Source organism: Paenibacillus sp. J22R232, from assembly GCF_056269165.1.
The window spans coordinates 38,695-56,945 of record NZ_JBWDNK010000024.1; the positions used below are offsets into that span (position 1 = coordinate 38,695).

Below are 18,251 nucleotides of genomic sequence, written 5' to 3' on the forward strand. Positions count from 1 at the left end.
CATAATCGATGTACCGTTGAAGCTGCTGACTTTACTGAGAGAAAGCAGTGCTGCTTTGATGTGTATGTACGAGTTCGATTGGGCCATATGACTAAGGGATTTATACGATGAGAGGGGTTTAGACGAATGAGTAAAAAATTTTGGATCAGCATTGCATTGGCATCTGTAATGATCGTGACGGCAGCTTGTGGGGCCAAAACGGAATCAGAAACAAACGCAGGCACGAATGCGCCTAATACGGGCGGCGAGGCTGAAAAGTCTTACACTGTAGCGATTTCTCAAATTGTAGAACATCCGTCATTGGATGCTACGCGAGAGGGCTTTATTGCAGCGCTTAAAGATGCAGGCATAGAGGAAGGCAAAAATCTAACCATCGATTTCAATAACGCGCAAGGCGACGCAACTAATATTAAAACGATTTCTCAAAAAATCGCGAGCGGCAAAAGTGACCTTGCATTAGGAATCGCAACGCCAACAGCACAAGCGCTTGCTGATGACGTTAAGGACATCCCTGTGTTGTTCGCTGCTGTAACAGATCCGATTGATGCTGGTATCGTAACGCAATTGGAAGCACCAGGTGGCAATATTACAGGTGCCTCTGATACGAACCCTGCGGCTATCACGCAAACCATGGATTTCATTGCATCGCAATTCCCTAATACAAAAAATGTTGGCCTTATCATAAATGAAGGCGAACAAAACGCGGTAGTTATGGGCAATATCGCGGAAGAAGCTTTGGCGAAGCATAATATTAAATTGATTAAAGCTTCTGTTGCTAACTCTTCTGATGTGAAACAAGCTGCAGACTCATTGGTTGGCCGTGTTGATGCGATCTACATCACATTGGACAATATGGTTGTTACAGGTGCGGATGCCATTATTGAAGTAGCTAACGCTAACAAAATTCCTTTCTTTTCAGCTGACCGTGATACCGTAGAAAAAGGCGCGTTTGCCGCAGTCGGCTTCAAGTATTATGACCATGGTTATGAAGTTGGACAAATGGCCGTAGAAATTTTGAAAAACGGTAAAAACCCTGGCGATATGAATGTGACTGTTCCTCAAAAGCTTGATTTTATTTTCAACATGAAGGCTGCTGCTGAGCAAGGCATTACCGTTACGGACGAAATGAAAGCTTTTGTCAAAGATCCTGCAAACAACATCATTGAGTAGTAATGGTAATAAGCGTTTAAAATAATATGAACAAAAACGATACGGGGGGATCAGGCAACTGGTTCACCCTCTTGTTTTGAAGAGGAGGTATGTCATATGCTCGCATCCATGCAAGGGGCTGTAGAAAGCGGTTTATTGTATGCGCTTATGGCACTTGGCGTTTATATCACGTTCCGTATACTCGACTTTCCGGATTTGACGGTAGACGGAAGCTTTACAACAGGCGCTGCGATTGGCTCGGTAATGACCGTTAGCGGTACGCCGCCTTGGCTTGCAGTGTTATGCGCATTTATTGGCGGTGCTTTGGCAGGTACATGTACAGGACTTTTGCACACGAAAGGTAAAATCAACGGCCTGCTCTCGGGTATCATTATGATGATTGCCTTGTACTCCATTAATCTAAGAATTATGGGCAAACCGAATGTCTCGTTGCGGGGACAGGAAAACCTATTCGATCATGTGTCTACGCTAGGTATGATGATCATTTTTGTTATTGTAGTGAAGGTCATCCTCGATCTATTTTTCAGGACAGATATTGGCTTGAGCTTGCGTGCGACTGGGGATAACTCAAGAATGATTCGCAGCTTTGGTGCGAATACCGATATTACTACTATTTTCGGCATTGCATTATCGAATGCTCTTGTCGCCACTTCAGGCGCATTGATCGCTCATTATCAAAAATATGCGGATAACAGCATGGGTATCGGGATGATCGTCATCGGACTTGCTTCTGTTATTATCGGTGAGGCGATATTCGGTTCACGTACGATATTTAGAGCGACATTGGCGGTTATTCTTGGTTCTATCATTTATCGTATCATTTATGCATTTGCTCTTCGCGTGGAGTGGTTGGATGCATCCGATATGAAGCTTATAACGGCAGTGATCATTATATTTGCTCTTGTAGTTCCTTCAGCGCGAAGAGTATGGAAGCAAAAAAACACGGCTCGCAGACGCACGGCGGAAATGCTGGCAGCCTTAGATAAAGCACAACCGGGAGGTGAACGCTGATGTTGGAAATCGCAAAGGTGTCTAAGCTGTTTAATCCGGGAACGGTAGACGAGAAAACCGCTCTTGTCGGTGCTAACCTTCTAATGAAACCGGGTGATTTCATTACGGTAATTGGGAGTAATGGCGCAGGTAAATCAACGCTGATGAATATCATATCCGGCGTCATGAAGCCGGATGCGGGTGAAGTTAGGATTGATGGTCAAAATATAAGCAATCTAACGGAGTATCAGCGGAGCAAATGGATTGGCCGCGTGTTCCAGGATCCGATGGCAGGTACTGCGCCGCGGATGTCTATAGAAGAAAACCTGGCAATTGCATACGCGCGCGGCAAATCCCGCGGATTCTCTTTCGGTGTGACGCGTGCAAAACGCGCCATATTCAAACAAGAGCTTCAGCGGTTGGGAATTGGGCTTGAGAACCGCTTAAGCGCAAAGGTAGGCTTGTTGTCCGGCGGGGAGAGACAAGCGTTAAGCTTGCTAATGGCTACCTTTACAAGGCCGCAGATTCTGCTCCTGGATGAGCATACCGCTGCGCTTGATCCTGCGAGGGCGGAGCTTATTACAACGTTAACGGAAACGTTAGTGAGGGAAATGAATCTTACGACGTTGATGGTGACCCACAACATGGAGCAAGCCATCAGGCTTGGCAACCGGTTAATTATGATGGACAAGGGTCGAATCATTCTCGATGTGCCGGAAGAACGGAAGAAAGACCTGACTGTTGCGGAACTGCTCGGGGAATTCGAGATCATTAGTGGCAAGAAGCTGGCTGATGACCGAATTGTACTGGGATAATGCGAAGAACCATCCGATTCGCTTTAATGCGGAACGTGTGGTTCTTTTTGTATTCAGAAAGTATGAGTCCTGATATCAGTGGTTTCTAGCTGCAGGTAGCGGCGTACATGCCAATTAGAATAAATGGCTCTTCGGTTCTGGCGTTATTTGGCGGTGTCTTTTCATATCGGATGTGTTTATAATCAGAAAGCACCCATCTTGTCCGTTATTATAATCAGATAAGTATTGAACGCTTGTAATAAGGGACATAATGGGTGATGTATGTGAGTTTGCCTTGTTTTCATGTTTCAGTCAGACCTGTTGTAGTCTTATACTGCTAGAGTGTGTCGGATCTGACAGGCCGCACTACTGAGCCATTTGATAAGTAGAGTAGCACTTTGAAACAACTTAAACTTTAAGTTGCAATTGCCCATTCAATTCGGTATAATAATGTCTGTTGGTCTGACGTTGCGATGATGTGAGAGGTTGCCGACACACCCGGCCCCTTTGCCATGGGGCATGTGCAGGGTTTTCTTACGGAGTATGTCCGATAATAAATTGGGCGATAGAAGGAGGGACTTATATGGCAAAGCAAAAGATTCGTATTCGCTTGAAAGCATACGATCATAGGATTCTTGATCAATCCGCAGAGAAAATCGTTGAAACTGCAAAACGTTCCGGTGCAGGCGTATCCGGGCCGATTCCGTTGCCAACGGAAAAGCAAATCATCACCATTCTCCGTGCGGTACACAAGTACAAGGATTCGAGGGAGCAATTCGAACAACGCACTCATAAGCGTTTGATCGACATTGTGAACCCAACGCCGCAAACGGTTGATGCGTTGATGCGCCTGGATTTACCATCCGGTGTAGATATCGAAATCAAACTGTAATATCAGCATATGCGATTATAGGAAGGAAATGAGGTGTCAACATGAAAGGTATCTTAGGAAAAAAACTTGGTATGACTCAAGTGTTCACTGCTGAAGGTAACGTCGTTCCAGTAACGGTTATCGAAGCTGGACCTTGCGTAGTACTACAGAAGAAAGACCAAGAAAACGATGGCTACGAAGCTGTTCAATTCGGTTTCTCCGATAAAAAGGAAAGCAGATCGAACAAGCCGGAAGCTGGTCACGCCAAAAAGGCAAATGCAACACCTAAGCGCTACGTTCGTGAAATTCGCGGCATTAACTTGGGCGATTATGAAGTTGGCCAAGAAGTTAAAGCTGACCTTTTCACAGAGGGCGAGTTCGTTGACGTAACAGGTATTTCGAAAGGTAAAGGCTTTGCCGGCGTTATCAAACGTTGGGGACAAAGCACGGGTCCTATGTCTCACGGTTCCCGTTACCACCGTGGACCAGGTTCGATGGGTTCTATCCAAGCGAACCGTGTACCGAAAGGCAAACGCCTTCCAGGACATATGGGTCACGAAACAATCACGATCCAAAAGCTTGAAGTTATCCGTGTAGATGTAGAACGTAACGTTCTTCTAATAAAAGGTTCGATTCCGGGCCCGAAAAACGGATTTGTAAAAGTGAAACAAACCGTTAAGAACTAATCGCTTTTAAAGAAAGGAGGAACAGGATATGCCTAAAGTAACAGTATATAACGTGAGTGGCGCGCAAGTGGGCGAGCTTGAACTGGCTGAGACGGTTTTCGGAATTCAACCAAACGTTCATGTTTTGCACAGTGCTGTTGTTAACCAACAAGCATCTGAACGCTTCGGCAATCACAAAACTAAAGGACGCTCCGAAGTACGCGGCGGCGGTCGTAAACCTTGGAAACAAAAAGGTACTGGCCGTGCTCGTCAAGGTAGCATTCGCTCCCCGCAATGGGTTGGCGGCGGTACGGTTTTCGGACCGACTCCACGCTCATACGGATTCAAGCTTCCTAAGAAAGTTCGTCGTCTTGCGATTAAATCCGCTTTGTCTTCAAAAGTGATTGCGAACGAGATTATCGTTCTGGATCAACTGACATTAGCAGCTCCTAAGACGAAAGAATTCGCAGCAATTCTAAGCAACCTTAAAGTTGGCCGCAAAGCTCTTGTAGTAACGGCTAATTATGAAGATAACGTAGCATTGTCTGCTCGTAACATCCCAGGTGTTAAATTCGTTGCAGCTGACGGCATTAATGTTCTGGATGTATTGGTGCATGACAACCTTATCATCACTAAAGAAGCAGTAGAGAAAGTACAGGAGGTGCTTGCGTAATGAAAAATCCACGCGATATTATCAAGCGCCCGGTTATCACGGAACGTACGTCCGATTACATGGTTGATAAGAAGTATGTGTTCGAAGTTGATCTTCGTTCAAACAAAACTGAAATCAAACTTGCTATCGAGCAAATCTTTAAAGTAAAAGTAACCGGCGTTAACACGATGCGTGTTGCGGGTAAACCAAAACGTTATGGTAAACATAGCGGATACAGACCGGATTGGAAAAAAGCGATCGTTCAACTGAGCGCTGACAGCAAAGAACTTGAATTCTTTGAAACGTCTGTTTAGAAAAGGAGGGAATCGAAGTGCCAATTAAAAAGTACAAACCGACATCTCCAGCACGTCGTAACATGTCCGTCTCGACTTTCGAAGAGATCACGACAAGTACACCGGAGAAATCGTTGCTTGCTCCGCTTTTCAAAAAAGCTGGACGTAACAACCAAGGTAAAATTACGGTTCGTCACCACGGCGGCGGACACAAACGTAAATACCGGATTATCGACTTCAAACGTACGAAAGATGGTATTGTTGGTAACGTAGCGACGATCGAATACGATCCGAACCGTTCATCCAACATTGCTTTGATCCATTACGCTGATGGTGAGAAAGCATACATCATTGCGCCAAAAGGTTTGAAAGTTGGAGACAAAATCACTTCTGGTGTTGGCTCTGACATTAAACCAGGAAACACTTTGCCGCTTGTGAATATCCCAGTCGGTACAGTTATCCACAACATCGAATTGAAACCGGGCAAAGGCGGACAACTTGTTCGTGCAGCTGGTACTAGTGCGCAGCTTCTTGGTAAAGAAGAAAACTATGTATCCGTTCGTTTGACTTCAGGTGAAGTTCGTCGCATTCTGAACACTTGCCGCGCAACAATTGGTTCTGTTGGTAACGAAGATCATGAACTTGTGAAAATCGGTAAAGCCGGCCGTAACCGTTGGCTCGGAAATCGTCCTACTGTACGTGGTGTCGTCATGAACCCTAACGATCACCCACACGGTGGTGGTGAAGGCCGTGCTCCAATCGGACGTAAATCTCCGTTGTCACCATGGGGTAAACCAACTCTTGGTTACAAAACGCGCAAGAAGAAAAAAGCATCGAGCCAATACATTATTCGTCGTCGCACGAAATAATAGCAGCTTGATAAAACTTCGTGATACGAAAGTATCGCTACCGCTTATACGAAGGGAGGAACTCAAATGGGTCGCAGTTTAAAGAAAGGGCCGTTTATTGACGGTTACCTGCTTAAAAAAGTCGAGGTATTGAACGAAGCTGAGAAGAAGGTCGTTATCAAAACCTGGTCCCGCCGCTCGACCATTTTCCCGCAATTCATTGGTCACACGTTTGCAGTATATGACGGTCGCAAGCACGTACCGGTATATGTAACGGAAGATATGGTTGGACACAAGCTTGGTGAATTCGCACCAACTCGTACGTATAAAGGCCATGCTGGTGAAGACAAAAAAACGGGCAGACGTTAATTTGCCCTTAAACATCTCTAACTGAACGAGAGGAGGTTCCTACATGCCAGAAGCTAAAGCGCACGCTAAATTCATCCGAATTGCTCCCCGTAAAGCACAGCTTGTTGCGGATTTGATTCGCGGTAAACAAGTTGGCGAAGCAATCGCGATTTTGCGTCACACGCCTAAGTCTGCATCCCCAATTTTGGAGAAGCTGCTGAACTCTGCCATTGCTAACGCTGAGCATAACTATCAGCTTGACGTAAACAAATTGTTTATATCGCAAGCCTTCGTTAACCAAGGGCCAACGATGAAACGTTTCCGTCCTCGTGCGATGGGTCGCGCAAGCCGGATCAATAAAAGAACCAGCCACATTACCTTGGTGGTATCTGAAAAATAAGGAGGGATTACGTGTGGGTCAAAAGGTAAATCCAGTAGGCTTCCGGGTCGGAGTTATCCGTGATTGGGAGTCCAAATGGTTCGCGGGCAAAGATTTCGGCGATCTTCTAATGGAAGACGTTAAAATCCGTGAATACTTGAAAAACAAGCTGAAAGACGCAGCAGTTTCTCACATCGAGATCGAACGTGCAGCTAACCGCGTGAACGTAACGATCCAAACCGCAAAACCAGGTATGGTTATTGGTAAAGGCGGTTCCGAAGTAGAAAACCTTCGTACTGAGCTTGGTAAAATCACTAAAGGCAAAAAAGTACACATCAACATCTCTGAAATCAAATATGCAGATCTTGACGCTATTCTTGTAGCTGAAAGCATCGCACAACAACTTGAGCGTCGTGTATCTTTCCGTCGCGCATTGAAGCAAGCAATTCAACGCTCCATGCGTTCAGGTGCTAAAGGGATCAAAACCGCAGTTAGCGGTCGTCTCGGTGGCGCGGAAATCGCACGTTCGGAAGGCTACAGCGAAGGAACAGTACCACTTCATACATTACGTGCAGATATCGATTACGGCACGGCTGAAGCGGCTACAACATACGGCCGTATTGGCGTTAAAGTATGGATCTATCGCGGCGAAGTCCTTCCGACTAAGAAGAAAGCTCCCCAGGAAGGAGGCAACTAATCATGTTGGTACCTAAACGTGTCAAACACCGCAAACAACAACGCGGTCATATGAAGGGTCGCGCTAAAGGCGGCACTACAGTAGCATTCGGCGAATTCGGTCTTCAAGCTCTAGAACCATCATGGATCACCAACCGTCAGATTGAAGCGGCTCGTATTGCAATGACTCGCTACATCAAACGTGGTGGTAAAGTGTGGATTAAAATTTTCCCTGCTAAACCAATTACTCAAAAGCCTCTAGAAGTGCGTATGGGTAGTGGTAAAGGTAACGTTGAGAAATGGGTAGCCGTAGTTAAACCAGGTAAAATCCTGTTTGAACTTGCTGGCGTATCCGAAGAAACCGCTCGTGAAGCGATGCGTCTTGCGGCTCATAAATTGCCAATCAAGACTAAATTCGTGAAACGTGAAGAAGTGGGTGGTGAAGCAAATGAAAGCTAGTGAATTTAGAAACCTAACCTCCGCTGAGCTTGAACAACAGGTCGCTGGTTTTAAAGAAGAGCTTTTCAATCTTCGTTTCCAACTGGCTACTGGCCAATTGGATAACCCGACTCGGATCCGTGATGTGCGTAAAGGAATCGCTCGTGCTAAAACGATTTTGCGTGAAAGAGAACTCGGAATTAGCAGCTAGTCAATCCCTTACATGAATGCATAAACACGGCTGAAGGAAGGAGGAAGAACATGAGCGAACGCAATGCCCGCAAAGTTCAAATCGGCAAAGTGGTAAGCGACAAGATGGACAAAACAATCGTGGTTGCTATCGAAACATACAAAAAACACGATTTGTACCATAAACGCATTAAAGTTACGAAAAAATTTAAAGCGCACGATGAAAATAACCAAGCGAAAATTGGCGACATCGTGAAAATCATGGAGACTCGTCCGCTATCGAAAGACAAACGCTTCAGACTTGTAGAAGTTGTTGAAGTTGCTGTCATTATCTAATGAGCGTATGCAGTACCTGAGCATTTTTCCGAAAGGAGGACGTTGAAATGATTCAACCATTCTCGCGCTTAGCGGTTGCTGACAACTCCGGCGCAAAGCAATTAATGTGTATCCGTGTACTAGGTGGAACGGGACGTCGCGTTGGTCACATCGGCGATTTGATCGTTTGCTCGGTTAAACAAGCAACACCAGGCGGCGTTGTCAAAAAAGGTGACGTTGTTAAAGCGGTTATCGTTCGTACAAAGCGTTCGGTTCGTCGTAAAGACGGTTCGTACATCGCATTTGACGAAAATGCAGCTGTAATTGTTAAGGAAGACAAAAGCCCGCGCGGTACTCGTATCTTTGGACCAGTTGCCCGTGAGCTTCGTGATAAAGATTTCATGAAAATCGTATCGCTAGCACCAGAAGTAATCTAAGAACCAAATATAAGCTTGAAAGCACAAGCGTGCAGGAGGTGTAACTCATGCCAAGGCTGAAAAAAGTACTCGAATCCCATAACAATAAATTGCACGTGAAAAAAGACGACACGGTTATCGTCATTACCGGTAAAGACAAAGGTAAGAAGGGCCGCGTTATCGCTGCGTATCCGCGTGAAAACCGCGTACTCGTAGAAGGTGTAAACACTGTTAAGAAACATACTCGTCCATCGCAAGCTAATCCACAGGGCGGTATTATCGAACAAGAAGCACCAATTCACGTATCAAACGTTATGCATATCGATCCGAAAAGCGGTAAAGTAACACGTATCGGATACAAAGTGCTCGACAACGGCAAGAAAGTTCGGATCGCGAAACGTTCCGGAGAAGTAATCGACTAATCGTTACGGTAGGAAAGGAGGTCCATGATCAATGGCAGCAAGATTGAAAGGTCGTTTCTTAAACGAAATAACTCCTGCTCTTATGCAGAAGTTCAACTATACGTCTGTTATGCAAGTGCCGAAAATTGAGAAGGTAGTTATCAACATGGGGGTAGGCGAAGCGGTTTCCAATTCGAAAATCCTTGATGTAGCAGTTGAAGAACTACGTATCATTTCCGGTCAAAAACCAGTCGTTACTCGTGCGAAGAAGTCTATTGCAGGCTTCAAACTTCGTGAGAACATGCCAATCGGGGTTAAAGTTACATTGCGCGGCGAGCGCATGTATCATTTCCTAGATAAACTGTTCAACATTTCTCTTCCGCGTGTACGTGACTTCCGCGGTGTATCGAACAAAGCTTTCGACGGCCGTGGTAACTATACGCTTGGCTTGAAAGAGCAATTGATATTCCCAGAGATCGAGTACGACAAAGTCGATAAAGTGCGCGGTATGGACATCGTCATCGTCACGACGGCAAAAACGGACGAAGAATCTCGTGAACTGCTGACCCAAATGGGCATGCCGTTTACGAAGTAATCCACTTTTAGGAGGTGTAATACCCAGTGGCAAAAACTTCGATGAAAGTGAAGCAACAACGCACACCGAAATTTAAAGTGCGTGCATATACGCGCTGTGAGCGTTGCGGCCGTCCGCATTCTGTTTTGCAAAAGTTTAAAATTTGCCGGATTTGTTTCCGTGAGTTAGCACATAAGGGCCAGATTCCTGGCGTTAAAAAAGCAAGCTGGTAATCAGCCTAGTTTGGGAAGGAGGTTAACACAATGGTTATGTCTGATCCGGTTGCAGATATGTTGACGCGCATTCGTAATGCGAATGTTGTTCGTCACGAGACCGTGGAAATGCCCGCTTCGAAAATGAAGAAGCAAATCGCTGAGATTTTGAAGCGCGAGGGTTTTATCCGCGACGCTGAATATATCGAAGACAACAAACAAGGGATTATCCGTATTTTCTTGAAATACGGCCCTAACCAAGAGCGCGTTATTACTGGCTTGAAACGTATTTCAAAACCAGGCCTTCGCGTTTATACACAATCAACTGAAATCCCCCGTGTACTCGGTGGACTTGGAATTGCTATCATTTCCACTTCCAAAGGGATTATGACTGATAAAGAAGCTCGCCAAGTTAAATCTGGCGGCGAAGTAGTTTGCTACGTTTGGTAAGTAACAAGTCACAAAGATAGGAGGTGTAACAATGTCCCGTATTGGTCGCAAACCAATCCAAGTGCCTAACGGCGTAACAATCAACTTGGACAACACAGTTATTACTGTAAAAGGACCGAAAGGAACACTTTCGCGTGAAATTCACAAAGAAATGAAAGTGAACGTAACGGAAACTGAAATCCTAGTAGAACGTCCTTCCGATAATAAATTGCATCGCTCGTTGCACGGTACTACTCGCAGCATCATCGCTAACATGGTGAGCGGCGTTACAGAAGGCTTCTCCAAAAACTTGGAGCTAGTCGGCGTAGGTTACCGTGCAAGCAAAACTGGTGACAAAATCACACTTAACGTTGGTTACTCTCACCCAGTTGAGATCACTCCAGATAGCGGCATCGAGTTCGACGTGCCTGCGAACACTAAGATTACTGTTCGCGGTATCGATAAAGAGCTTGTTGGCGCAACTGCAGCGAAAATTCGTTCCGTACGTGAACCAGAGCCGTATAAAGGCAAAGGTATCAAGTATGAAGGCGAACGTATCATCCGCAAAGAAGGTAAAGCTGGTAAGAAAAAATAAGCAAACGGTCCGTTTGCTTAAGATAGCGTCTTAAGGCTGAAAGAAAGGAGTGAACTTTGTATGATTACGAAAGGCGACAAAAACAAGGCTCGTCTGAAAAGACACCTTCGTGTTCGTAAAAAAATTAACGGTACAGCTGCACGTCCGCGTCTATCTGTATTCCGTTCCTCCAAGCATATGTATGCTCAATTAATCGACGATGTTTCAGGCGTAACAATCGCTTCTGCATCCACACAGGATAAAGAATTGACTGAAGCGGTTGGCAACGGTGGCAACATCGATGCAGCGAGCAAAGTCGGAGAATTGATTGCGAAACGCGCTCAAGCTAAGGGTGTAACCCAAGTAGTATTTGATCGCGGCGGTTACTTGTATCACGGCAGAATTCAGGCACTTGCTACAGCAGCTCGCGAAGCTGGCCTAGAATTCTAATCGACTTTATTTATAAGGAGGTTAAACGACTTGCGTGTAGATCCAAATACGTTAGAACTGACTGAAAAAGTTGTTAATATCAATCGCGTATCTAAAGTTGTAAAAGGCGGACGCCGTTTCAGCTTTAGTGCACTTGTAGTAGTCGGCGACGGTAAAGGCTACGTTGGCGCAGGGATCGGTAAAGCAGGCGAAGTACCTGATGCAATCCGCAAAGGTATCGAAGATGCTAAGAAAAACCTGATCCACGTTCCAATCGTTGGCACGACTATTCCCCACCTTGTTCTCGGACATTTCGGAGCAGGTGAAGTTCTTCTGAAGCCAGCTTCTGAAGGTACTGGCGTTATCGCAGGCGGCCCGGTTCGTGCAGTTCTCGAACTTGCTGGCGTCGGCGACATCTTAACGAAATCGCTAGGTTCTTCGAACTCCATGAATATGGTTAACGCAACGCTTGAAGGTCTTTCCCGTCTTAAACGCGTGGAAGAAGTTGCAAAGCTACGTGGAAAAACAGTCGAAGAGCTGTTACGCTAAGGAGGGAAATAAGATGGCAAAATTGCAAATCACCCTCGTTCGCAGTTTAATCGGTCGCAACGAGAAACAACGTGCAACGGTTGAATCTTTCGGTCTTAAAAAGATTCGTCAGGCAGTTGTTTTGAACGACAGCCCAGCTGTCCGCGGCATGGTTAACACTGTTAGTCACTTGGTAAAAGTAGAAGAAGTACAAGAATAGCATGTAGTTCCAAGAAATAAATAAGGAGGTGCACGAACGATGAAATTGCATGAGCTAGCACCAGCACCGGGCTCAACCCAAGCGCCAAAGCGCAAAGGTCGCGGTATCGGTTCCGGTAACGGTAAAACAGCCGGTAAAGGTCACAAAGGTCAAAACGCTCGTTCCGGCGGCGGCGTTCGTCCTGGTTTCGAGGGCGGACAAAACCCTTTGTATCGTCGAGTGCCGAAACGTGGATTTAACAACCCGTTCCGCAAAGAGTACGCGATTGTCAACATTGAAGAACTAAATGCGTTTGCAGCAGGAACTGAAGTCACTCCAGAAGTTCTCATCGAGACTGGGATCGTTAAGAACCCGCTCGCAGGAATCAAAATTTTGGGTAATGGTGAAGTTAGCGTTACACTTACTGTAAAAGCAAACAAGTTCTCTCAATCTGCGGTAGAGAAAATCCAGGCTGCCGGCGGTAAAACCGAGGTGATCTAATTGTTCAAGACCGTGTCCAACATTTGGAAAGTGGCGGATCTTCGTACAAGGATCCTCTTCACGCTTTTCATCCTTTTGATTTACCGCATCGGTTCATTTATCCCGGTTCCCGATGTAAACAAAGATGTGTTTAAGCAGGTTGATGCAGCCGGTGCGGATCTGTTCGGCTTGCTTAACACGTTTTCCGGCGGTGCTTTGTTCCAATTCTCCATCTTCGCAATCGGAATTACGCCTTACATTACAGCTTCGATTATCGTACAGCTGTTGTCTATGGACGTTATTCCTAAGTTTGCAGAATGGGCAAAGGAAGGCGAGAACGGTAAGCGTAAGCTCGCGCAAATCACGCGTTATGGTACGATTGTACTTGGTTTGATCCAAGGTTTCGCTACGGCAATCGGCTTTAACCGTCAATACGGTTACGAAATGATTGTTGGCGCGACATTCGTCGATTATGTTCTCATTGCTATTATCTTGACTGCAGGTACTGCTTTCTTGATGTGGCTAGGTGAGCAAATCACGGAAAAAGGAATCGGAAATGGTATTTCCATTCTTATCTTTGCTGCAATTGCAGCTGGTATCCCTGGACACATTCGTACGATTGTTGAAGATCAGTTCGTAGGTGCCCAAGATCAGTTGTTCTTGAACATTATCAAAATGGTACTGATCCTGATTGCGATCATCGCAATCATCGTCGGTGTTATATTCGTACAACAAGGTATTCGTAAAATTCCTGTTCAATACGCTAAGCGCGTTGTTGGACGGAAAATGTACGGCGGACAGTCGACTCACATTCCTATGAAAGTGAACGGCGCGGGCGTTATTCCGGTTATCTTCGCGGTATCGCTTGTTATGTTCCCGATTACGATCGCACAATTCTGGTCCACCCAGCCTTGGGCGAAATGGATTACTGACAATATGAACTATGACAGACCTCTTGGTATGGTATTGTACGTATTGTTAATCATCGGTTTTACCTTCTTCTATACATTCGTGCAAATTAATCCGGTTCAAATGGCTGATCAGATGAAGAAGAACGGCGGCTACATTCCTGGCATTCGTCCAGGCAAGCCAACATCGTCTTACTTGACTCGCGTTATGTCGCGTATCACGTTGACTGGTGCGATCTTCCTGGCTGTCATCTCTGTACTTCCAGTGTTCTTCGGAACGTTGGCAGGATTACCGCGCTCAGTGCAGCTAGGCGGCACCTCGCTCTTAATCGTTATCGGTGTTGCACTGGATACGATGAAGCAAATCGAGAGCCAGTTGATCAAACGCCATTACAAAGGGTTTATCAATAAATAACAATAGGTTCTGACCGGGCTTCCGCGTTCGTCAACTTGCGCACTGCGGTAGCCCGCCCGAGCCTATTGTGCTTAAAGCGAGGAACTCAGCAATGAACATTTTATTCATGGGCCCTCCGGGAGCCGGTAAAGGTACACAAGCTGAACGGATCGTTGAAGAGTTCGGTATTCCGCATATTTCTACTGGCGATGCTTTCCGTCTCGCTATGAAAGAAGGAACCGCACTTGGAATCAAAGCGAAAGAGTATGTCGATCAAGGCTTGCTCGTTCCCGATGAGATCACGAACGGTATTGTGAAGGAAAGACTCGAACAATCCGATTGCAAAAATGGATTCTTGCTCGACGGGTTTCCTCGCACACTGCAGCAAGCAGAAGCACTCGATGTTATGCTTGCGGAGCTCGGTCGCAGCATTGACCATGTTGTAAATTTAAAGGTTGACCGCAGTTTGCTGCTTGCTCGCTTGACGGGCAGACGCATATCGAAAACGACAGGTACGACTTATCACGTAATCTTTAACCCGCCTAAGGTCGAAGGCATTTGCGATAAAGACGGCGGCGAACTGTATCAGCGTTCTGATGATACGGAAGAAAAGGTTGGTACGCGTTTGGATGAGTATTCATCCAAGACGGCTCCTCTTCTTGATTACTACAGTGCTAAAGGTCTCCTTCGCGAAGTCGACGGCGAGAAGGACATTGATGTCGTAACATCCGACATTATTTCCAACTTGAGAGGTTCATTGTAATGATTATTTGCAAATCCGAATCGGAGCTGCGATATATGAGGGAAGCTGGACGCATTGTTGCGGAAACGCATCGATTGATGGCGGAGGCTGTGAAACCAGGCATCACGACTCGTGAGCTTGACCAAATCGCTGAAACGTTCATTAAGAGTCAAAATGCGATTCCATCCTTCAAAGGTTACAATGGTTTTCCTTCCAGCATTTGTGCTTCTGTGAATGACGAGCTGGTGCACGGCTTCCCTGGTTCACGCAAGTTGAACGAAGGCGATATTATTAGTATCGATATCGGTGCGCAGTATGAAGGGTATCATGGCGACTCGGCTTGGACCTATGCGGTTGGAGCAGTAACGCCTGATGTTCAGAAGCTGCTTGATGTAACGGAAGCATCGCTATATGCGGGGCTTGCGCTTATCAAACCAGATATTAGACTATATACAATTTCGCACGCTATTCAAAAGGTAATTGAAGATGCAGGATTCTCCGTAGTTAGGGAATACGTAGGGCACGGAATCGGCGCGGACCTCCATGAGGAACCACAAATACCGAACTACGGCATACCTGATCGCGGCCCTCGTTTGAAGACCGGAATGGTGCTTGCAATCGAACCAATGGTTAATATCGGTGAACGATATGTCCGTACGCTCGAAGACAATTGGACGGTTGTAACGGAAGACGGCTCATGGTGTGCGCATTTCGAGCATACAGTAGCTGTTACAGAGGACGGCTTTGAAATATTGACCATTCTGCCGCAGCAGTCATAAGCATGATGATGGATGCTCGTCCCCAGATTGGTCAGTTCGTCAAAGTTCTTCGCGGTAAAGATGAGGAAAGCTATGCGGTTATCTTAACAATCGTTGATGATCGATTCGTCACGATTGCTGATGGCCATAAGCGCCGATTCGATCAGCCGAAGAGAAAGAACGTTCTACATCTCGAGTTACAGCCTGCAATTAGTTCTGAGGTTTCAAGCAGCATGCAAGAAACCGGCAGGGTGACCAACGCAAAGTTACGTTACGCTATTCAGAAGTATGTTAATGCGAAAGGAGAATGACGCTTGGCTAAGGAAGACATCATTGAGGTCGAAGGTACGGTTATAGAGCCGTTGCCGAATGCCACGTTTAAGGTGGAACTGGAGAACGGTCACCAAATTCTCGCACATGTTTCCGGTAAGCTCAGAATGCACTTTATCCGCATCCTGACAGGAGACAAGGTGGTTATACAGTTATCGCCTTATGATTTATCAAAAGGGCGCATCACCTATCGTAAATAAGCAGCCGTTGCTGCTTGGTTACGAAAGATTCGGGAGGTAATCACAATGAAGGTAAGACCTTCGGTAAAGCCGATCTGCGAAAAATGCAAAGTCATTCGTCGCAAAGGCAACGTTATGGTGATTTGTGAAAATCCGAAACACAAACAAAAACAAGGATAGAAGGAGGGGAATATAGCCTATGGCACGTATAGCTGGTGTAGACTTGCCGCGTGACAAACGCGTCGAAATCGCCCTGACATACATTTTCGGTATCGGCAAAACAACGTCGCAAAAACTTTTGAATACAGCTGAAGTTAGCTACGACACTCGCGTTCGCGATTTGACAGAAGATGAACTTGCTCGCCTTCGTGAAGCAATTGATAAATCTGTTAAAGTAGAAGGCGACCTGCGTCGCGAAATTTCGCTTAACATTAAACGTCTGACTGAAATCGGATGCTACCGTGGTCTTCGTCACCGTCGCGGCTTGCCTGTTCGCGGTCAACGTACGAAAACAAATGCGCGTACGCGTAAAGGTCCTCGTCGGACTGTAGCTAACAAGAAGAAATAAGAAGGGAGGATAATGGACAATGGCTAAACCAAAAAAAGTCGTTCGTACGAAACGTCGCGACCGGAAAAATATTGAGACTGGCGTTGCGCACATTCGCTCAACGTTCAACAATACGATCGTTACGATCACGGATCCGCACGGCAATGCGATTTCATGGGCAAGCTCTGGTAACATGGGTTTCAAAGGCTCACGTAAGAGCACGCCTTTCGCAGCTCAAATGGCTGCTGAAACGGCTGCGAAAGCAGCAATGGAGCATGGCATGAGAACCGTAGAAGTGATGGTAAAAGGACCAGGCGCTGGCCGTGAAGCAGCAATTCGTTCGCTTCAAGCAGCTGGATTGGAAGTTAACCTCATTAAAGACGTAACACCAGTTCCTCACAACGGATGCCGTCCTCCGAAACGTCGTCGCGTATAGTTGGATCCGATGTGGTATCAAATAACAACAACTTGTGAATAATGGTTGTGAAGGTTTGGCATACTACAAGATTTGACTTAAAATAACGGTAAGCTTACGGAGCGACGTTTGAAGGAGGGTACTATTAGTGATTGAGATCGAAAAGCCGAAAATCGAAACCGTAGAACTGAATGATGAGGGAACTTACGGACGTTTCGTCGTTGAGCCGCTTGAACGCGGATATGGCACGACGCTTGGAAATTCGCTTCGCCGAATTTTGTTGTCTTCGTTGCCAGGTGCAGCAGTAACCTCGGTTCAAATCGATGGAGTGCTTCACGAGTTCTCTACGGTTCCCGGAGTGATTGAGGATGTTACCGAAATCATTCTGAACCTGAAGGGCCTCTCGTTGAAAATCCACTCCGATGAAGAAAAGGTGTTGGAAATCGACGCGGATGGCGAAGGGAATATTACAGCGGGCGACATTCGAGCAGACAGCGATGTCGAGATTTTAAGCCCTGATCTTCACATCGCAACCTTGGCTTCCGGCGCGCGGCTCCACATGCGGGTTTTTGCTAATCGGGGACGTGGTTACGTGCAAGCGGACCGCAACAAGAAAGACGAGCAGCCGATTGGAGTAATTCCCGTTGATTCGATATACACGCCAATTACTCGCGTTAATTATAGCGTAGAAAATACGCGTGTCGGTCAAGTTACCAACTACGACAAGCTTACCCTTGAAGTATGGACTGACGGCAGTATTAGACCGGAAGAGGCTGTAAGCCTCGGCGCTAAAATTCTCACTGAGCATTTGGACTTGTTCGTTGGATTGACCGATGAAGCCAAAGATGCGGAAATTATGGTTGAGAAGGAAGAAGATAAGAAAGAGAAAGTTCTAGAGATGACGATCGAGGAACTTGACCTTTCTGTCCGTTCTTACAACTGCTTGAAGCGCGCTGGTATCAATACCGTTCAAGAGCTGATCACGAAATCCGAAGAGGACATGATGAAGGTTCGTAACCTCGGACGTAAATCACTTGAGGAAGTTCAAGAGAAGCTTGAAGAACTGGGCCTTGGCCTACGCATGGAAGAGTAGTAACCAACTAGTGAAG

At 46.1% G+C, this 18,251-nt stretch carries 33 protein-coding genes; all 33 read left to right on the top strand.

Features of this window, described 5'->3' with window-relative positions:
• The first annotated feature begins 126 nt into the window (after nucleotides 1-126).
• The 33 genes from AC0YN3_RS31360 (at nucleotide 127) to AC0YN3_RS31520 (ending at nucleotide 18,235) form a co-directional block, all read left to right on the top strand.
• Nucleotides 127-1,170 carry an ABC transporter substrate-binding protein gene (locus tag AC0YN3_RS31360; protein WP_475778802.1) on the top strand — a complete coding sequence of 348 codons (1,044 nt, stop codon included), beginning with the start codon at nucleotides 127-129 and terminating at the stop codon, nucleotides 1,168-1,170.
• A 96-nt stretch (nucleotides 1,171-1,266) separates the two neighbouring features.
• Nucleotides 1,267-2,181, top strand: coding sequence for an ABC transporter permease (locus tag AC0YN3_RS31365; RefSeq protein ID WP_475778803.1), 915 nt, complete (start codon nucleotides 1,267-1,269; stop codon nucleotides 2,179-2,181).
• Nucleotides 2,181-2,975: an ABC transporter ATP-binding protein gene (locus tag AC0YN3_RS31370; RefSeq protein ID WP_475778804.1), complete on the top strand. Its 795-nt coding sequence runs from the start codon at nucleotides 2,181-2,183 to the stop codon at nucleotides 2,973-2,975. The genes AC0YN3_RS31365 and AC0YN3_RS31370 overlap by 1 nt, the downstream gene beginning before the upstream one ends.
• A 562-nt stretch (nucleotides 2,976-3,537) precedes the next feature.
• Nucleotides 3,538-3,846 carry a 30S ribosomal protein S10 gene (rpsJ, locus tag AC0YN3_RS31375; RefSeq protein WP_017692074.1) on the top strand — a complete coding sequence of 103 codons (309 nt, stop codon included), beginning with the start codon at nucleotides 3,538-3,540 and terminating at the stop codon, nucleotides 3,844-3,846.
• A gap of 41 nt (nucleotides 3,847-3,887) precedes the next feature.
• A complete protein-coding gene (gene rplC / locus AC0YN3_RS31380) occupies nucleotides 3,888-4,511 on the top strand; it encodes a 50S ribosomal protein L3 (RefSeq protein WP_138756286.1) in 624 nt (207 codons plus the stop codon).
• A gap of 28 nt (nucleotides 4,512-4,539) precedes the next feature.
• On the top strand, nucleotides 4,540-5,163 hold the full coding sequence (rplD, locus tag AC0YN3_RS31385; RefSeq protein WP_138756285.1) for a 50S ribosomal protein L4: 624 nt from the start codon (nucleotides 4,540-4,542) through the stop codon (nucleotides 5,161-5,163).
• Entirely contained in the window at nucleotides 5,163-5,456 is a 294-nt protein-coding gene (rplW, locus tag AC0YN3_RS31390; RefSeq protein WP_053373900.1) for a 50S ribosomal protein L23, read from the top strand. Before rplD ends, rplW begins: the two co-directional genes overlap by 1 nt.
• A gap of 17 nt (nucleotides 5,457-5,473) precedes the next feature.
• Nucleotides 5,474-6,304 carry a 50S ribosomal protein L2 gene (gene rplB, locus AC0YN3_RS31395; RefSeq protein WP_475778805.1) on the top strand — a complete coding sequence of 277 codons (831 nt, stop codon included), beginning with the start codon at nucleotides 5,474-5,476 and terminating at the stop codon, nucleotides 6,302-6,304.
• Between the two features lie 66 nt (nucleotides 6,305-6,370).
• Nucleotides 6,371-6,652, top strand: coding sequence for a 30S ribosomal protein S19 (rpsS, locus tag AC0YN3_RS31400; RefSeq protein ID WP_053373902.1), 282 nt, complete (start codon nucleotides 6,371-6,373; stop codon nucleotides 6,650-6,652).
• A 43-nt stretch (nucleotides 6,653-6,695) separates the two neighbouring features.
• On the top strand, nucleotides 6,696-7,031 hold the full coding sequence (gene rplV / locus AC0YN3_RS31405; RefSeq protein WP_028609649.1) for a 50S ribosomal protein L22: 336 nt from the start codon (nucleotides 6,696-6,698) through the stop codon (nucleotides 7,029-7,031).
• A 13-nt stretch (nucleotides 7,032-7,044) separates the two neighbouring features.
• Nucleotides 7,045-7,707, top strand: a complete 663-nt coding sequence (gene rpsC / locus AC0YN3_RS31410; RefSeq protein ID WP_475778806.1) for a 30S ribosomal protein S3 — start codon at nucleotides 7,045-7,047, stop codon at nucleotides 7,705-7,707.
• A gap of 2 nt (nucleotides 7,708-7,709) precedes the next feature.
• Nucleotides 7,710-8,144, top strand: a complete 435-nt coding sequence (gene rplP / locus AC0YN3_RS31415; RefSeq protein ID WP_028609647.1) for a 50S ribosomal protein L16 — start codon at nucleotides 7,710-7,712, stop codon at nucleotides 8,142-8,144.
• Complete coding sequence (gene rpmC / locus AC0YN3_RS31420) at nucleotides 8,134-8,334, top strand: 50S ribosomal protein L29 (RefSeq protein WP_053373905.1); 201 nt, start codon at nucleotides 8,134-8,136, stop codon at nucleotides 8,332-8,334. Before rplP ends, rpmC begins: the two co-directional genes overlap by 11 nt.
• Nucleotides 8,335-8,384: 50 nt before the next feature.
• Nucleotides 8,385-8,648, top strand: coding sequence for a 30S ribosomal protein S17 (gene rpsQ / locus AC0YN3_RS31425; protein WP_475778807.1), 264 nt, complete (start codon nucleotides 8,385-8,387; stop codon nucleotides 8,646-8,648).
• 47 nt (nucleotides 8,649-8,695) lie between these two features.
• A complete protein-coding gene (rplN, locus tag AC0YN3_RS31430) occupies nucleotides 8,696-9,064 on the top strand; it encodes a 50S ribosomal protein L14 (RefSeq protein ID WP_054025318.1) in 369 nt (122 codons plus the stop codon).
• 47 nt (nucleotides 9,065-9,111) lie between these two features.
• Nucleotides 9,112-9,465, top strand: coding sequence for a 50S ribosomal protein L24 (gene rplX, locus AC0YN3_RS31435; RefSeq protein WP_076271424.1), 354 nt, complete (start codon nucleotides 9,112-9,114; stop codon nucleotides 9,463-9,465).
• A 31-nt stretch (nucleotides 9,466-9,496) separates the two neighbouring features.
• On the top strand, nucleotides 9,497-10,039 hold the full coding sequence (gene rplE, locus AC0YN3_RS31440; protein ID WP_053373908.1) for a 50S ribosomal protein L5: 543 nt from the start codon (nucleotides 9,497-9,499) through the stop codon (nucleotides 10,037-10,039).
• A gap of 26 nt (nucleotides 10,040-10,065) precedes the next feature.
• A complete protein-coding gene (locus AC0YN3_RS31445; RefSeq protein ID WP_037291562.1) occupies nucleotides 10,066-10,251 on the top strand; it encodes a type Z 30S ribosomal protein S14 in 186 nt (61 codons plus the stop codon).
• A 30-nt stretch (nucleotides 10,252-10,281) separates the two neighbouring features.
• Complete coding sequence (rpsH, locus tag AC0YN3_RS31450; RefSeq protein WP_053373909.1) at nucleotides 10,282-10,680, top strand: 30S ribosomal protein S8; 399 nt, start codon at nucleotides 10,282-10,284, stop codon at nucleotides 10,678-10,680.
• A 31-nt stretch (nucleotides 10,681-10,711) separates the two neighbouring features.
• Nucleotides 10,712-11,254 (top strand): 50S ribosomal protein L6, encoded by a 543-nt coding sequence (gene rplF, locus AC0YN3_RS31455; RefSeq protein ID WP_141503809.1) that lies wholly within the window; start codon nucleotides 10,712-10,714, stop codon nucleotides 11,252-11,254.
• Between the two features lie 60 nt (nucleotides 11,255-11,314).
• The gene (gene rplR, locus AC0YN3_RS31460) at nucleotides 11,315-11,683 is read left to right on the top strand and encodes a 50S ribosomal protein L18 (protein ID WP_475778808.1); all 369 of its coding nucleotides are present in this window, start codon (nucleotides 11,315-11,317) and stop codon (nucleotides 11,681-11,683) included.
• A 30-nt stretch (nucleotides 11,684-11,713) separates the two neighbouring features.
• Complete coding sequence (gene rpsE, locus AC0YN3_RS31465; protein ID WP_054025314.1) at nucleotides 11,714-12,211, top strand: 30S ribosomal protein S5; 498 nt, start codon at nucleotides 11,714-11,716, stop codon at nucleotides 12,209-12,211.
• Nucleotides 12,212-12,224: 13 nt separating this feature from the next.
• A complete protein-coding gene (gene rpmD / locus AC0YN3_RS31470) occupies nucleotides 12,225-12,410 on the top strand; it encodes a 50S ribosomal protein L30 (RefSeq protein ID WP_076271422.1) in 186 nt (61 codons plus the stop codon).
• 39 nt (nucleotides 12,411-12,449) lie between these two features.
• A complete protein-coding gene (gene rplO / locus AC0YN3_RS31475) occupies nucleotides 12,450-12,890 on the top strand; it encodes a 50S ribosomal protein L15 (RefSeq protein ID WP_053373914.1) in 441 nt (146 codons plus the stop codon).
• Entirely contained in the window at nucleotides 12,891-14,192 is a 1,302-nt protein-coding gene (gene secY, locus AC0YN3_RS31480) for a preprotein translocase subunit SecY (protein WP_475778809.1), read from the top strand. It begins immediately after the preceding gene.
• Nucleotides 14,193-14,283: 91 nt separating this feature from the next.
• Nucleotides 14,284-14,934, top strand: a complete 651-nt coding sequence (locus AC0YN3_RS31485) for an adenylate kinase (RefSeq protein ID WP_183571412.1) — start codon at nucleotides 14,284-14,286, stop codon at nucleotides 14,932-14,934.
• Nucleotides 14,934-15,692 carry a type I methionyl aminopeptidase gene (gene map, locus AC0YN3_RS31490; protein WP_183571414.1) on the top strand — a complete coding sequence of 253 codons (759 nt, stop codon included), beginning with the start codon at nucleotides 14,934-14,936 and terminating at the stop codon, nucleotides 15,690-15,692. The genes AC0YN3_RS31485 and map overlap by 1 nt, the downstream gene beginning before the upstream one ends.
• Before the next feature lie 8 nt (nucleotides 15,693-15,700).
• Nucleotides 15,701-15,982 (top strand): KOW domain-containing RNA-binding protein, encoded by a 282-nt coding sequence (locus tag AC0YN3_RS31495; protein WP_183571427.1) that lies wholly within the window; start codon nucleotides 15,701-15,703, stop codon nucleotides 15,980-15,982.
• A gap of 3 nt (nucleotides 15,983-15,985) precedes the next feature.
• The gene (gene infA / locus AC0YN3_RS31500) at nucleotides 15,986-16,201 is read left to right on the top strand and encodes a translation initiation factor IF-1 (protein ID WP_053373919.1); all 216 of its coding nucleotides are present in this window, start codon (nucleotides 15,986-15,988) and stop codon (nucleotides 16,199-16,201) included.
• Between the two features lie 45 nt (nucleotides 16,202-16,246).
• The gene (gene rpmJ, locus AC0YN3_RS31505; protein ID WP_003333770.1) at nucleotides 16,247-16,360 is read left to right on the top strand and encodes a 50S ribosomal protein L36; all 114 of its coding nucleotides are present in this window, start codon (nucleotides 16,247-16,249) and stop codon (nucleotides 16,358-16,360) included.
• A gap of 19 nt (nucleotides 16,361-16,379) precedes the next feature.
• A complete protein-coding gene (rpsM, locus tag AC0YN3_RS31510) occupies nucleotides 16,380-16,748 on the top strand; it encodes a 30S ribosomal protein S13 (RefSeq protein ID WP_054025308.1) in 369 nt (122 codons plus the stop codon).
• Nucleotides 16,749-16,767: 19 nt separating this feature from the next.
• Nucleotides 16,768-17,163, top strand: coding sequence for a 30S ribosomal protein S11 (rpsK, locus tag AC0YN3_RS31515; protein WP_053373921.1), 396 nt, complete (start codon nucleotides 16,768-16,770; stop codon nucleotides 17,161-17,163).
• 127 nt (nucleotides 17,164-17,290) lie between these two features.
• A complete protein-coding gene (locus AC0YN3_RS31520; protein ID WP_053373922.1) occupies nucleotides 17,291-18,235 on the top strand; it encodes a DNA-directed RNA polymerase subunit alpha in 945 nt (314 codons plus the stop codon).
• Nucleotides 18,236-18,251 lie beyond the last annotated feature (16 nt).